General features: G+C 56.0%; 15 protein-coding genes and 1 pseudogene. 13 read left to right on the top strand and 3 right to left on the bottom strand.

All coding sequences use genetic code 11. The features are described from left to right. Positions 1-93: 93 nt before the first annotated feature. The 4 genes and pseudogenes from BSZ39_RS14665 to BSZ39_RS10220 all read left to right on the top strand — a co-directional run. Positions 94-333 (top strand): annotated as a pseudogene (locus BSZ39_RS14665) (ATP-dependent helicase); the annotation flags it as partial. Continuing rightward, complete coding sequence (locus BSZ39_RS10235) at positions 333-782, top strand: hypothetical protein (RefSeq protein ID WP_245792492.1); 450 nt, start codon at positions 333-335, stop codon at positions 780-782. The pseudogene BSZ39_RS14665 and the gene BSZ39_RS10235, both read left to right, overlap by 1 nt. Before the next feature lie 156 nt (positions 783-938). Further along, on the top strand, positions 939-1316 hold the full coding sequence (locus BSZ39_RS10230) for an HNH endonuclease (protein WP_073717231.1): 378 nt from the start codon (positions 939-941) through the stop codon (positions 1314-1316). A gap of 407 nt (positions 1317-1723) precedes the next feature. Continuing rightward, positions 1724-4213 carry a glycoside hydrolase domain-containing protein gene (locus tag BSZ39_RS10220; RefSeq protein ID WP_073717229.1) on the top strand — a complete coding sequence of 830 codons (2490 nt, stop codon included), beginning with the start codon at positions 1724-1726 and terminating at the stop codon, positions 4211-4213. Here BSZ39_RS10220 and BSZ39_RS10215 read toward each other — a convergent pair. Continuing rightward, a complete protein-coding gene (locus BSZ39_RS10215) occupies positions 4193-4645 on the bottom strand; it encodes a hypothetical protein (RefSeq protein ID WP_073717236.1) in 453 nt (150 codons plus the stop codon). The genes BSZ39_RS10220 and BSZ39_RS10215 overlap by 21 nt on opposite strands. Positions 4646-4716: 71 nt before the next feature. Then, positions 4717-5310, bottom strand: a complete 594-nt coding sequence (locus BSZ39_RS10210; RefSeq protein WP_245792491.1) for a ClbS/DfsB family four-helix bundle protein — start codon at positions 5308-5310, stop codon at positions 4717-4719. 65 nt (positions 5311-5375) lie between these two features. Between BSZ39_RS10210 and BSZ39_RS10205 the strand changes: the two genes are divergently transcribed. The 8 genes from BSZ39_RS10205 (at position 5376) to BSZ39_RS10170 (ending at position 12799) form a co-directional block, all read left to right on the top strand. Further along, positions 5376-5948 (top strand): P27 family phage terminase small subunit, encoded by a 573-nt coding sequence (locus tag BSZ39_RS10205; protein WP_073717227.1) that lies wholly within the window; start codon positions 5376-5378, stop codon positions 5946-5948. 81 nt (positions 5949-6029) lie between these two features. Continuing rightward, complete coding sequence (metK, locus tag BSZ39_RS10200; RefSeq protein ID WP_073717226.1) at positions 6030-7220, top strand: methionine adenosyltransferase; 1191 nt, start codon at positions 6030-6032, stop codon at positions 7218-7220. Beyond that, the gene (locus BSZ39_RS10195) at positions 7192-8442 is read left to right on the top strand and encodes a site-specific DNA-methyltransferase (protein ID WP_006680352.1); all 1251 of its coding nucleotides are present in this window, start codon (positions 7192-7194) and stop codon (positions 8440-8442) included. The genes metK and BSZ39_RS10195 overlap by 29 nt, the downstream gene beginning before the upstream one ends. Then, positions 8439-9845: a DNA cytosine methyltransferase gene (locus BSZ39_RS10190; protein WP_006680351.1), complete on the top strand. Its 1407-nt coding sequence runs from the start codon at positions 8439-8441 to the stop codon at positions 9843-9845. The genes BSZ39_RS10195 and BSZ39_RS10190 overlap by 4 nt, the downstream gene beginning before the upstream one ends. A gap of 75 nt (positions 9846-9920) precedes the next feature. Then, positions 9921-10109: a cell division protein gene (locus BSZ39_RS10185; protein WP_070448258.1), complete on the top strand. Its 189-nt coding sequence runs from the start codon at positions 9921-9923 to the stop codon at positions 10107-10109. Then, positions 10106-10753: a hypothetical protein gene (locus BSZ39_RS10180; RefSeq protein WP_070448213.1), complete on the top strand. Its 648-nt coding sequence runs from the start codon at positions 10106-10108 to the stop codon at positions 10751-10753. Before BSZ39_RS10185 ends, BSZ39_RS10180 begins: the two co-directional genes overlap by 4 nt. Before the next feature lie 88 nt (positions 10754-10841). Beyond that, the gene (locus BSZ39_RS10175) at positions 10842-11165 is read left to right on the top strand and encodes an Nmad4 family putative nucleotide modification protein (RefSeq protein WP_187343243.1); all 324 of its coding nucleotides are present in this window, start codon (positions 10842-10844) and stop codon (positions 11163-11165) included. A gap of 29 nt (positions 11166-11194) precedes the next feature. Continuing rightward, complete coding sequence (locus tag BSZ39_RS10170; protein WP_073717234.1) at positions 11195-12799, top strand: terminase large subunit; 1605 nt, start codon at positions 11195-11197, stop codon at positions 12797-12799. Here BSZ39_RS10170 and BSZ39_RS10165 read toward each other — a convergent pair. Next, a complete protein-coding gene (locus tag BSZ39_RS10165; RefSeq protein WP_073717225.1) occupies positions 12769-13140 on the bottom strand; it encodes a DUF2651 family protein in 372 nt (123 codons plus the stop codon). The genes BSZ39_RS10170 and BSZ39_RS10165 overlap by 31 nt on opposite strands. A 30-nt stretch (positions 13141-13170) precedes the next feature. Between BSZ39_RS10165 and BSZ39_RS10160 the strand changes: the two genes are divergently transcribed. Beyond that, a complete protein-coding gene (locus tag BSZ39_RS10160) occupies positions 13171-13524 on the top strand; it encodes a phage portal protein (protein WP_281247137.1) in 354 nt (117 codons plus the stop codon). Positions 13525-13563: the final 39 nt, after the last annotated feature.

Below are 13563 nucleotides of genomic sequence, written 5' to 3'. Positions count from 1 at the left end.
GCAGTTCGAGGAACACTACTACACTGAAACCAGTCGGCCAGTGGTGGCTGACGTACCGCTATGAACTCTCCACCAAACTCGGGGCGATCCAGGCATCTGCTGGTGTGGTTTTCGCTCACCTGGTCTTTGGAGCTTTACCAGCAGACGAACGCCAGGCTTTATCGGCAAGGGCAAACCGAACCAGCCACCATCACCCACCTCGTTACCGAGGGGACGCTCGATGAAGCCGTCTTGCGTGCGCTTGATGCGAAGGATGCTACGCAGACTGCGTTGATTGACGCGGTCGCACAAGAAATCCACACAACCACTGAAAGGACACGCTCATGCATGTGATGACGAAATACCTCGACACTCGTAAGGCCGCGATTGCGGCGTTGCAGGATTATGCGGTGATGGAGCAGATCATCGACACCACCGACGATGCCATCAAAACTGCTTATGCTGATGCGGCCAGCCCAGCATCACCGCGCATGGACGGCACACCGCCCTCGGGTGATCTACACGCTTCGGAGAACAGGATCGTTGCAACGATCGATCGAATCGACACATACAAGGCTCGGTATGCGGAGGCCCGTCAGTACATGGATTGGTTCCTCCCAGCATGGGAAATCATCTCCGAGGACGACCGGTTGGTGTTGGAGGCATTCTTCCTCGGCGAAGGTACACAAGATGATGCGGTCCAGCAGATCTGCAACCACTTCTACGTCGAACGCACCACCGCCTACCAGAAGAAGTCCCGAGCACTGGCTAGGTTAGCGACCGCTCTCTACGGCCGTTTGTGAGGGGTTTGCACCCTTGCGCCAAAAGGTGTCAGGAACGGCGGATGCATTTAGCCCTTTTCCTTTGAGATGATGTAGGTGGTTGAAAAGTAGGAGAAGCCCCAAGAACCCACACACGGGAATCTTGGGGCTTCACCACATCCGGGAAGGAGTAACGCGATGCCGGTCAAACCAGCCTCCCCGTGCTCTCACCCTGGTTGTCCAGAGCTCACCCACGAACGCTACTGCGAGCAGCACGCGAAGGCGGAAGACGCACACTATCGGAAGTATCAGCGTGATCCGAAGATCAACCGCCGCTACGGCGCGCGTTGGCGCAAGATCCGCGCCGCCTACATCGCACAACATCCTTTGTGCGAAGACTGCCTAGAGCAAGGCAGCTATATGCCTGTCCAAGAGGTTCACCACGTTCTCCCGCTTGAGCACGGTGGCAGCCACGACTTTTCCAACTTGCGCAGCCTGTGCAAACCCTGCCACTCCAGGCAGAGCGCGTTAGACGGTGACAGATGGAGGCAAGCCCTTCAGGTCTACACCTACTAGATTTTTTGAAAATCGCGACATAACCACTAAGCACTTCCCCACCCTAAAAATATTGACCTTGTTCCCACGCCAAGTTACGGAACCAGTCGAGGATTCGGTTAGGGGTTGGGGGCATCGAATCTCTACAGCCTTGGCGAAGGTCAGCGGGCGGGGCCAACCGCGCGCAAAGTTCCTGAATCAAACAGGGTATTAACACTTCGTTATTTGTCGGCAGTGCCAGTGAGGGGTGAAATCCCGCTGAGTGTTGCTCGGTTTTCTTGTGTTTTGTCCGTCCGGATTTGGGTTTGCCAGGGACGTACAGGTGAGGGCGGAAAACTCTGGAGCTTCTCATCCGGTGTTCTGGATCCCTCCCTGTCAGGTGTTCGCCTGTCTTGAGTTAACAAACTGGTTTCTAAAAAGGAGGAATCATGACAGATCAAATGGTGCTAAAAACACAGCAATGGCTCAATCGCACCTATAGGAGCAAGGCTGGATTCGGTTCAGTCGTAGAGGACGGATATACCGGCTGGGGCACGGTCAACGCTTTGATTCGGGCTCTGCAAATCGAGCTGGGTATTACGACAACGGCGAACAATTTCGGACCGGGAACTATCAGTCGCTTCCAGTCTCGGTGGCCTAACGGCATCCACCAACAGGATGACGGTGCGCAGGAGACTTCTAATGTGTACGGCATTATCCAAGGCGCCTTGTGGTGTAAGGGATATTCTGCTGGTGCCAGCGATATCACGACTCACTTCTATAGCGGAACTGGAAAGGCTATCAAACAGCTTAAGAGCGACATGGGCATTGGTGGGGATTCCACTGTGACGCTCGACGTCATGAAAGCGCTGTTGTCAATGCAGCAATTCGTCCTGCTTCGCTCTTATGGGGGCATTTCAGCGATTCGGCAAGCACAGCAACAAATCAACCAACAGTATCGCGCTTATACCGGAATCATCCCAACCGATGGACTCTACGGTCGGGAAATGAATACTGCTCTGATTCAGGTCTTGCAAGCCATTGAAGGATTTAGCCCTGCGGAAGCCACAGGTAATTTCGGCAATGGCACCAAAGCGCGTCTAACAATAGTTACACCCAGCAATGCGGCAAGTTTACCGAAGTGGGCTTGGCTAGCTCAGGTTGCTCTAGTGTGTAATCGGATTTCTCCCGATATCTATCCTTCTGCACAAACCGCACTGTCAACGTTCGTTCCGCAATTCCAAGCAAAGTATCAGCTCCCACGAAGCGGGGTGGTCGACTCGACTACATGGATGAGCCTGTTGACCTCGAAAGGTGATCCGAATCGCGCCTGTAAAGCATGCGATACACGCTTCGAGATTACGGCTGAGCGACTCAACCTACTTAAGGCGAACGGCTATGCGATCGTAGGACGTTACCTGACTGAGCCGAATCAGGATTCAAAAGATCCGTCTGACTATTTCAAAGCTATTCGCCCCGGAGAACTTGAACGCATCACGAAAGGTGGGATGAAGTTCTTCCCGATATTCCAAGAGTATTCCACCGAATTGCGCCACTTCACTCGAGAAAACGGAACTCGCCATGCCACGCTTGCAAGGCAAGCAGCCCAGCGACTGGGTATTCCGGGAACGTATATTTATTTCGCTGTTGATTTCGATGCGACAGACCCTCAGGTCACAAGTCATATTCTTCCGTATTTTCAGGGTGTGCGTGGAAGCCTGGGAGGCGGATACAAAGTGGGTATTTACGCATCACGCAATATTTGTAGCCGCATCATTAAAGCCGGCTACGCTGGAAGCGCGTTCGTCTCGGACATGTCTACAGGATTTTCTGGCAACCTCGGCTTCCCTATTCCTGATAGTTGGAACTATGACCAGTTCACTGAAATCAGTGACTACAAGGGTGCTGGTTTTGACCTTGATCGGGTCGCCTATTCAGGTCAAGCTCCAGCAGTGGATCATGTTGCTCCTTCGAGTGCCGGTGGCGCTGGGCCCGACACCAGCATTGACTACAACAAGTTGGCTCCGATTGATCTGATCTGGCATTTAGAGAAACGCTTCGAAGAACTTCGTGCCAGTGGCAAGGTTGGAAAAGACTACGTTGCGGGTTCTCATGGTGCGGGAACGTGGATTGCTGTTCCGACTTGGCGTTGCATACTCAACTATTTAGCAAAAGCCTATCTGCGTGACGGTGGTAGTGGATCTGCGGTGAACTGGTCCGTGTCTGCAGAAAGTTTCAGGAGTGCTGACGCGAGCGTACTTGAGAAGGACGCTGTAGGCAAGAAGATCATCGCAGCATTGAATCGCTATATTGATAACACTTGGCGGCAATCCATGACCGACAAGACCGGAGAATCAGTTGATCTGGCGCATCTGGCGGCAACAACACTTGGATACACCAACTGGAATGTTATCCCTGATGCGTGGACTGGCTGGGCTGGAGACCTAGCTACTGCCATGGAGAATATTCAGAAAACGCTTGAGTGGAATCCCAGTGCGAACCTGGATCAGGTGGCCACAGCCCTAGTCGGTCAAGGTAACGATTACCGTCAGCATCCTGGCTTGAAGGGGTTAGTACTTGACAAGAAAAACGACAAGGGAGAATGGGAATCGGTAGGAAACAACTGTAACCGTGACGACCTCTGCTGTGATGGAGACGCCATTATCATCGCCAACACGCTAGAAAACGGCAATGATTCCAACAGCCATCTTCTGTCGGCAACACTGCGTGAGTACTACAACAACTCCAGCAAACTAGCCAACAGATTCAAGCGGATCGCCAGCAGTGTTAATGCCTCAAATGCTTCAGGAGCGTTGACAGCATTCGTTTCAGTCATGTCAGGAGTTCCAGGTGGGGTTCTAAGGCGAAAGCTAGCTGGTTCAATTTCCTCAGAGGTGATTAATAAAGCCTGTGAAAAACTAGCGAACTTCATTTTCTGATGGATCATTAGAGTCAGAAACATGGCAGGCTACCCGTTTTCGTATCGCTAAACGAATCAGGTAGCCTGCCATGAAAATAACAGCTGGGATTCCATAAAGTCCACACCATTTAACATCCCAAGGGGAATTTGGAGCTACTGGATACCAAATGTGATTTCCGGTTGAAAACACGCTGCCTCCAGTTGAAATCCAAAATGACATAATGTCAGCAACCAAGCCAAAGCAGTAAAGCAAGAGTGGCAAAACAAAAAAGTTTAGCTGCCAGTCTGCTACCTGGATTTTCCGGGTGATTAATAATGCGACTACAGCTATGAGAATCGGTTCAATGACTACCGCAGGGTACAGCACCCACACCAGGTCGCTGAGAAAAACAGTCTGGAATACCAGCACACATACGGCATAGACCAGAGCGATTTTGACGATATCACGCATCAGTGCCCTTTCCCTCACCATACCTAGTCAGAGATAAGCCAACTTCACTATTGACTGAAATCTCATCGATGTTAGAACTGTCTCCATGCCTGTCTAAACTGCCACGTAATAGGAAACCGCTGAGCGCTATCCTGAGGCAGGAATTTGTTTTGTTGGCTATTGTGGACGCGGAGCTTCTTAATCGCCCAGTCGTAGTGGCTAGGCGCCGCCGACACAAAATAGGAGCCCAGCGATGTGCCGCCTGTCCAGGGGAAATACTTCTTGGTGAATAGCTCCTCGTTGGTGAACTTGCCGATGAGCTCGATGATCTGCGAATGGCTCGAGGCCAGAATCTCCTGTATGTCGCCCAGTGGCGTGTCTTGGTATTGCTCCCAGATTTCCGTATTCAGTGCTGGCGTGGTTCGCCACGTGTGAGGTGCGGGCAGGAATGACTGGGCGGTCCCGTTTTGATTAGCGTCAACAAAGTCGAACAGCATCTTTTGCCACGCGTATAGGTGGGCAAGGACATCGCGTAGGTTCTTGTCTCTGCCCCAGTGGGGTTCAGGACGGTCGAAGTCAGCACCGAAAAACAGGCTGACCTTTTCTATCTCTGGTCGCATGGAGTCAATCAATGCTTGCAGCACATCCCATTGGGAAGTGGTTGCTTCTAACAGTTCCGTTTTCATTTTCGCTCGACCCATACCTAATTACAACACAAGACGGCACGAAATTAGTAGAGGAGGCTTACGCCGTGGCGAAAGACGGAACGAACCGAGGCGGACGCCGCGTCCGTGCGGGAGCGAAACCCGACCCGCTGAACGAGAAGCTCGCCGCAGGCCGCCCAACCACACGGCTTGAGGATCCGCTGAATGAGCCGTTCGACTTTGAAGGCTCAGACATTGGAGACGGTGCGGTACTTTCTGGTGAGACCATGCCTGAACCATCGGATTATCTCTCCGACATTCAGCGCGACGGCAAACCACTCGGCGCTGACCTCGTCTACCGAGAAACATGGCAATGGCTCGACCAACGCGGCTGTTCCCAGTTTGTTGCACCGCGCTTGATTGAAGCCTATGCGCAGGCATTCGCGCGTTATGTGCAGTGCGAGCAGGCGATCTCCAAGTTCGGCCTGCTTGGCAAGCATCCGACCACGGGTGCCGCGATCGCTAGCCCATTTGTGGCGATGAGCCAGTCGTTTGGGAAGCAAGCGAATGTGTATTGGTATGAGATTTACGAGATCGTGCGCGCCACCTGCACCACCGACTACTCGGGCGCAGCTCCTGGTGATGACGTGATGGAGCAACTGCTCAAAGCCCGCTCCTAAAACAACCCTTTTTCGTGCCTGCCTGTGTTTGACGGGTGGGCGTTTTGTTTCGCCCCTTTTGATCTGAAAGTGAGTGTGTGTATGTCTGTTACGAAGACTGCTGAGGCCGTGTGTGTCGGCCATCCCGATAAGCTCTGCGATCTGATCGCTGACACGATCCTTGACGATATCCTCTATGAGGATCCTGTTGCCCGCGTTGCAGTAGAAGTGATGGCATCTGGGCGACGGATTATCGTCACAGGTGAAATCACCACTACCTGCCGGCCGCGTATTCGTGAATCGGTGCGTTACGCGCTGGTAAAGGCGGGTTATGTGCCGTGGAAGTTCCTCGTCTTCGTCTGGACACACCGCCAATCCCCAGACATCAACGCAGGAGTCACCCGATCGCTCGAAGCACGGTTCGGTGACGACACCGAATTCGCCCTCCAAGGAGCAGGTGACCAAGGCACCGTCTTCGGTTACGCCACGGTCGAGACCCCGGAGCGTTTGCCATTGCCGCTTGTGCTCTCACACGAGATTTGCGCCCGCCTCGATAAGGCGCGCAAGGACGGCACGATCACCGGGATCAAGTCCGATGGTAAGGCGCAGGTGACAGTTCGTTACGACGATGTTGGTAGGCCCGTGGCGGTTGAGACGGTGGTGGTGTCGATCCAACACGAGAAGATCAAGGATCTGGATGAGCTTGCAGCTGAGGTCAAAACACTGATCGTCGCACCCGCGTGCAAACCGTACCTGTCGATCAGCGCCGACACCGAGATTCTCGTCAACCCCTCCGGATCTTTTACGGTTGGTGGGCCGAAAGCAGACACGGGTCTGACGGGCCGCAAGCTGATGGTCGACACCTACGGCGGACTCGCGCTCCATGGTGGTGGCGCGTTCTCGGGCAAGGACGCCTCGAAGGTTGACCGTTCGGGTGCCTATATGACGCGCCTGATCGCCCGCACGATCGTCGACGCTCGTCTGGCTCATGAGTGTCAGGTGGCGATCAGTTATGCGATTGGGAAAGCTGATCCGGTCGCCTTCACCATCGACACCCTCGGCACCGGCGAATACTCTGACGAGATCCTCACTGCTGCTGTACGGGAAGTGTTTCCGCTGCGCCCCGGAGCAATCATCGACGCCTTGAACCTTCGCAAGCCTGGCTTTACACAGTATTCAACCTACGGTCACTTCGGCCATGCCGGTCTGCGCTGGGAGAGCTCGTTCGCTCACGTTAATGCTTTAGGGAAGGCGGTGAAGAAGCATGCTCATGAAAACAATGCCAATAGCTGAGCTGAAGCCCGCTGACTACAACCCTCGTAAAGACCTCCAGCCCGGCGATCCCGAATACGAGAAGCTCAAGCGATCCCTGACCGAGTTTGGCTACGTCGAGCCCGTTATCTGGAACTCCACCACCGGGCATGTCATTGGTGGTCATCAGCGCTTGAAAGTGCTCGAAGACCTCGGCCACACGGACGTGGACGTGATCGTCGTGGAGCTGGATGAGACGCGCGAGAAAGCACTCAACATCGCGCTCAACAAGATCAGCGGCGAATGGGACCAGGACAAACTCTCACTCTTGATTGCCGACCTCGATGCTTCGGATTTCGACGCTGAACTCACCGGTTTCGATGACGCTGAGATCGCGCAGCTTATCGGCTCATTGGATGAGGGTGAGGTGGAGGATGACGAGTTTGACCTCACCGCCGCGTTAGAAGCTGCTACTTTCGTGGAGCGTGGGGATATCTGGACGCTTGGCCGCCACCGACTCGTGTGCGGCGACGCCACCAGCGCCGAGGACGTCGAGTTGTTGATGGATGGTAAGCGTGCGAATCTTGTGTTGACCGATCCGCCATATAACGTCGCCTTCGAATCAGGATCCGGATTGTCCATCAAGAACGACAAGATGGATGGCGATAAGTTCTACGATTTCCTGCTATCAGCGTTTTCGAACATGGTGGGCGTGTGTGAGAAGGGCGCATCCGCGTATGTGTTCCACGCTGACACTGAAGGATTGAACTTCCGTCGCGCTTTTCAAGATGCTGGTTTCTACCTGTCGGGCTGTTGTATTTGGGTTAAAGATTCCCTCGTATTGGGACGTTCCCCGTATCAGTGGCAGCACGAGCCGGTGCTATTCGGGTGGGTGAAGACGGGTAAGCACAAGTGGTACGCCGACCGGAAACAAACCACGATCTGGAACTTCGCCAAGCCCCGCCGCAACGCTAACCACCCCACCTCCAAACCGCTGGATTTGTTGGCGTATCCGATCGGGAACTCCACCCAGGCGAACACGATCGTGCTCGACACCTTCGCAGGCTCAGGCTCCACACTCATGGCAGCTGAGGCAACCGACCGCATCGCCTACTGCATGGAACTCGACGAAAAATACGCCTCCGTGATCCTGCGCCGCTACGCCGACGCCACCGGAGACGCCGCAGGAATCACGTGTCTCCGCGACAGCCAGCAGCTCGCCTACCTGGATGTCGTGAAGGCAGTGGATCGAGGCACCACATGACCGCGTTGACGCTTGGCTCTCTGTTTGACGGGTCGGGCGGCTTCCCACTCGCCGCCCTCAACGTCGGTATCCGCCCCGTCTGGGCGTCCGAGGTGGAGCCGTTTCCGATCCTCGTCACCACCACCCGTCTGCCCGCGGTCACCCACCTCGGCGACGTCAACACTATCGACGGCACCGTGATCGAGCCGGTGGACATCATCTCGTTCGGGTCGCCGTGCCAAGACCTGTCGGTCGCAGGACGGCAGACCGGGCTGGCAGGTTCACGTTCCGGCCTGTTCTTTCAGGCTGTTCGCATCATCAAGGAAATGAGGGAGGCGACTAATGACCAATATCCCCGATTTGCTGTCTGGGAGAACGTGCCGGGAGCCTTCTCCTCCAACCAAGGGGCGGATTTCGCCGCCGTCCTCACGAGCCTCATCCAGGTCGTCGCGCCGTCCGTCCCTGACGTGCCTGTTCCTGACACGCGGTGGGCCGACGCTGGGACCGTCGTGGCAGGCGGATGCTCGGTTGCGTGGCGTGTACTCGATGCGCAACATTTCGGCCTCGCCCAACGACGCCGCCGCATCTACCTTGTCGCAGATTTTGCAGGCCGATCCGCACCCGAGATTCTTTTTGAGCCCGCGAGCCTGCCAAGGAATCCTGAATCGGGCGGCACGCAAGAACAAGACCATGCCCACACCCCTGAAGCAAGCCTTGGAGGCCGTAGCAGCTCGGTGATATTGATGGATCATCATCCGCAGGACTCGAGGTTGACCGTCAACTCCTTGGGGGTGGTGCAGACGCTGACTGCCCGGATGGGCAACTCACCCACCAACGTCCCCATCCTCCTCGACGCCCCAGAGGAACGCAGGGTGTTTGGCCTGAATTCGATCCACCAGTCCCGCAGCGGTGGCGGCCACTACGGCTACGAAGCAGAAGTGTCGAAAACCCTCGACCTGAAAGGCGGAGAGCCGACCTGCAACCAAGGCGGCATGGTCATCTTGGAACCCGTCTATGCCGCATCCAAGGCCGACTATTTCACCCGCACCACCAAGGATCAGGCAGGTGCGCTGCTGGCCACGGATTACACCGACCCGCCCATGGTCGCCAGCTCGTCGCTGCGCCCCAGACGGTTGACGCCGGTCGAGTGCACCCGGTTGCAGGGCTTCCCCGACGACTGGTGCGACCAGCTCGCCATCACCGACCCCACCGATGCCCAGCTCGACTACTGGGTGGACGTGTGGGCCGAATGGAACCGCCTCCGAGGCGTTAGGCCGCGCTCCCGCAAGCAGGTCGCCAGCTGGCTCGCAGACCCGACGTCGGATTCGGCGCAATACAAGTTGTGGGGCAACGGGATCGCTTTGCCCGTGGCTCGCCACGTCCTTGAAAGACTGAAGAATTTTGCTCGCGCAAGGACTGGATAAGCGCTCGCACCTATGGCTGTATGTACATGACCAAACGACCCCCTAACTAGAGGAAAGAGGAGATGGAGGATGGTCATGAGTGATTTACATATTGAGATCAGCGAGATGCTCGAAGCGGGCATCAATATCTGGGACGTCGAGGAAGCCCTCGACATTGCACGAAAGTGGAACTTCCCGCTGGTTGCCGGGGCAATCGAACACGACGCAACCGGCTACCTGCAACTGGTCGAGTCTTGGTTTGACGGTGAGGGTGTGGCGGCATGAACCAAATTTCGTTCGTCCCGAACAAGAGCGGGCGTAAGAAACTCGCCAACACCATCGCCGCTCACCTTGGTCTCACGGCAGTTTATGCGGGAGCACCCACGTTCGACTACCAGATCGGAGATGCACGGTTGGACCGGGACTGGACCCTTCACCTCCCAGAGGACATCGACGCCGAAGCGCTCATTGAAGCCACACAGAAGGCCGGGTTCGCGCCCACGAGCGAGGAGTACGGGCTGACGCTTGCTTTCCCCACGACAGGTTGGGACGAAGCCACAGCCGCGAAGCTCGAAGCCCTGCTCGCCGCCAAGGGAGAACTCATCGCTAAGGCGCTGGGCATTCCGGCCACTCCGATGAATTTGAATGCGGTGGAGGGAACGGTTGAGTTTGCCTGGTTCGAACAACTTCCTGACGCGGAGGTGATCGAGGCGGCCAGTGTGCTCCTTCAGCTCATGATCGAGCAAGCCAAGACCTCCACCCGCATCTCACCGAAACCACCTGAACCAGGGAATGATAAGTATGCGATGCGCTGCTGGCTCCTACGCCTGGGCATGATCGGCGACAGCTACAAGCACGTGCGCCGAGTCCTGCTGACCAACTTGGAAGGGAATGCGGCGTGGAAAACCACGCCCACACAGGCCGAATAAACGGGAAATATGCAAGAGATCAGAATCTCTATTCTTCCTGTGTAAATACGCCGAAAACGGCTGGATAACCGCGCACACCTATGGCTGTATGTACATGACCGAACAAGAGGACAAGGAGAAAGTCATGAACAACGGCAAGACCACGATGGAGCAGCTGCAGATGGCGACCGACAGCTACGGCACGGTGATCACCTACGGAGACTTCGTCCTCGCCTCGGCATACCGGCACCTGGGCAAAGGCCGGATCGGAAACGACGCCCGCGTCTACAAGCTCGCCGAGCAGCCCATCGGCGGCTGGGGACCGGACGTTCGCAGTTTCATTGAATGCGAACTTACCCTGGTCGCCGAGGCTGACGAACTGTTCGAAGACGCCGGCCACGCCATCGCCTGGGCGCTTGTCCACACCAACTAACCAGCACAGGAAGGAGCCTGAAGGGTGTGATGCGCACTCTCGACACCTACACGCCGACCCGATTCATGGCCACAGGCTCACGCTACGACAAGCGTAAAGCAGACTTCGCGGTCGCGTTCATCCAAGCCCTGAAACACACCAAAGGCCGCTGGTCAGGACAGCCCTTCCAGCTCATCGACTGGCAAGAGCAAATCATCCGCGACCTGTTCGGCACCGTCAAAGAAGACGGCTACCGCCAATTCACCACCGCCTACGTCGAGATACCCAAAAAGATGGGCAAAAGTGAGCTCGCCGCCGCAGTCGCGCTCCTGCTCACCTGCGGGGATGGTGAAGAACGCGCCGAAGTCTATGGGTGCGCGGCAGACCGCCAGCAAGCCTCGATCGTGTTTGAGGTCGCAGCGGACATGATCCGCATGAGCCCCGCCTTGTCCAAGCGTGTCAAGATTCTTGCCTCGCAGAAGCGGATCATCTACAAACCCACCAACTCCTTCTACCAAGTCCTGAGTGCAGAGGCGTATTCGAAGCACGGGTTCAACATTTCTGGTGTCGTCTTCGACGAACTGCACACCCAACCGGGCCGTGCCTTGTTCGACGTGATGACCAAGGGTTCGGGTGACGCGCGCACCCAGCCGCTATATTTTCTGATCACGACGGCTGGTACCGATACGCATTCGATTTGTTATGAGCAGCATGAGAAAGCTGAAGACATCCTCGCAGGCAAGAAACATGACCCGACGTTCTACCCGGTGATTTACGGGGCTGACCGCGAAGATGACTGGACCGACGAAGCAGTGTGGCATAAGGCTAATCCGAGCTTGGGGATCACGGTTCCGATCGAGAAGGTTCGCCAAGCCTGCACGAGCGCGAAACAAAACCCAGCCGAAGAAAACACCTTCCGACAACTTCGCCTCAACCAATGGGTCAAACAAAGTGTGCGGTGGATGCCCATGCACGTCTGGAACGCTAACAACGCACCTGTTGACCTTTCCGACCTTGAGGGCCGCGTGTGTTACGGCGGGCTGGATCTTGCGTCGACGACGGATATCACGGCGTTCGTGCTCGTCTTCCCACCCGAAACCGGTGACGAGCGGTATGTGATTGCGCCATGGTTCTGGATACCCGAAGAAAACCTCACACTCCGCGTTAACCGTGACCACGTGCCCTACGACCTGTGGCAACAACAAGGCTTTCTACAGACCACGGAAGGCAACGTCGTCCACTACGGCGCAATCGAAACCTTCATCGAAACCCTTGGTGAGCGGTTTGATATTCGTGAGATTGCGTTCGACAGGTGGGGTGCTGTGCAAATGAGTCAAAACCTCGAAGGTCTCGGTTTCACCGTGGTCCCCTTCGGGCAGGGCTTTAAGGATATGAGCCCACCGTCGAAGGAGCTGATGAAGCTCGCACTCGAAGGTCGCCTGGCTCATGGTGGGCACCCAGTCCTGTCGTGGATGGTCGACAACATTCACATTCGCACCGACCCAGCGGGCAACATCAAGCCGGATAAGCAGAAGTCCACGGAGAAGATCGACGGCGTCGTCGCCACGATCATGGCCCTCGACCGAGCTATCCGAAACGGCAGCGGGCACGTCAGCGGCAGTGTTTATGACGAACGCGGCCTACTCGTACTGTGAGCACGCGCATGGATGAACGCGCCGATGCCTGTGCCGATCAGTCCCAAGATCGAGTAGGCGACGCCGTAGATGAGGGCTGAATCGTTGTAGTACACGAACAGTGTGGTCAAGAACCCTGCGAACGGAGCCAGTAGCCACCACCAGCCGAACCCGTGGCGTGCCCCATCGATAACGCTCAAAACGATGGTGAGTAGTGGAAACGCGAGGAAGAGCAACGCGATGAACCACTTGGCGTTGGGATCGCCCAGCCTGCTAATCCACATGGAAATGAGCGGCAACAACCAAAATGCCACTAGCAGAACACTCATCAGTGCCCACGACTGTTTTGAGGGCGCTTTCATATTCCAATTCTACATGTGAAAGGACACCGCATGGGTTTCCTGAATTGGCTGCGTGGCGACACCACCCGCCCCGCCGACGATCACGCGATTAGCTCGGGCTATAGCTTCTTCTTCGGCGGCACCACCTCGGGCCGTCCGGTGACAGAACGCTCGGCGATGCAAATGACTGCCGTCTATAGTTGCGTGCGCATCCTCGCTGAAGCTATCGCGGGGTTGCCGTTGCATGTTTACCGGCAGAGCAGTGATGGTGCGAAGGTGAAGGCGCTCGACCATCCGCTCTACAGGTTGTTGCATGATGAGCCGAATCCAGAGATGACGAGCTTCGTGTTCGGTCAAGTCCCTTGTAGTGGTGTAACGGCGTTTTCCTCTCGTTTGGGGTTTTAGCTTGCTAGTGCGGGCGTGTCGGTATCGGTCATGGTCGTG

The organism is Bowdeniella nasicola (assembly GCF_001907295.1).
Taxonomy (GTDB): domain Bacteria; phylum Actinomycetota; class Actinomycetes; order Actinomycetales; family Actinomycetaceae; genus Bowdeniella; species Bowdeniella nasicola.
Note: the sequence above shows the minus strand (reverse complement) of the source record. Positions and strands in the feature narration are given on the sequence as shown.

Bases quoted from the DNA above. Each gene is read 5' to 3' on its own strand.
- BSZ39_RS10235 (WP_245792492.1), top strand. From the start codon at position 333: ATGACGAAATACCTCGACACTCGTAAGGCCGCGATTGCGGCGTTGCAG.
- BSZ39_RS10230 (WP_073717231.1), top strand. From the start codon at position 939: ATGCCGGTCAAACCAGCCTCCCCGTGCTCTCACCCTGGTTGTCCAGAG.
- BSZ39_RS10220 (WP_073717229.1), top strand. From the start codon at position 1,724: ATGACAGATCAAATGGTGCTAAAAACACAGCAATGGCTCAATCGCACC.
- BSZ39_RS10215 (WP_073717236.1), bottom strand. From the start codon at position 4,645: ATGCGTGATATCGTCAAAATCGCTCTGGTCTATGCCGTATGTGTGCTG.
- BSZ39_RS10210 (WP_245792491.1), bottom strand. From the start codon at position 5,310: ATGAAAACGGAACTGTTAGAAGCAACCACTTCCCAATGGGATGTGCTG.
- metK (WP_073717226.1), top strand. From the start codon at position 6,030: ATGTCTGTTACGAAGACTGCTGAGGCCGTGTGTGTCGGCCATCCCGAT.
- BSZ39_RS10195 (WP_006680352.1), top strand. From the start codon at position 7,192: ATGCTCATGAAAACAATGCCAATAGCTGAGCTGAAGCCCGCTGACTAC.
- BSZ39_RS10190 (WP_006680351.1), top strand. From the start codon at position 8,439: ATGACCGCGTTGACGCTTGGCTCTCTGTTTGACGGGTCGGGCGGCTTC.
- BSZ39_RS10185 (WP_070448258.1), top strand. From the start codon at position 9,921: ATGAGTGATTTACATATTGAGATCAGCGAGATGCTCGAAGCGGGCATC.
- BSZ39_RS10180 (WP_070448213.1), top strand. From the start codon at position 10,106: ATGAACCAAATTTCGTTCGTCCCGAACAAGAGCGGGCGTAAGAAACTC.
- BSZ39_RS10175 (WP_187343243.1), top strand. From the start codon at position 10,842: ATGTACATGACCGAACAAGAGGACAAGGAGAAAGTCATGAACAACGGC.
- BSZ39_RS10170 (WP_073717234.1), top strand. From the start codon at position 11,195: ATGCGCACTCTCGACACCTACACGCCGACCCGATTCATGGCCACAGGC.
- BSZ39_RS10165 (WP_073717225.1), bottom strand. From the start codon at position 13,140: ATGAAAGCGCCCTCAAAACAGTCGTGGGCACTGATGAGTGTTCTGCTA.
- BSZ39_RS10160 (WP_281247137.1), top strand. From the start codon at position 13,171: ATGGGTTTCCTGAATTGGCTGCGTGGCGACACCACCCGCCCCGCCGAC.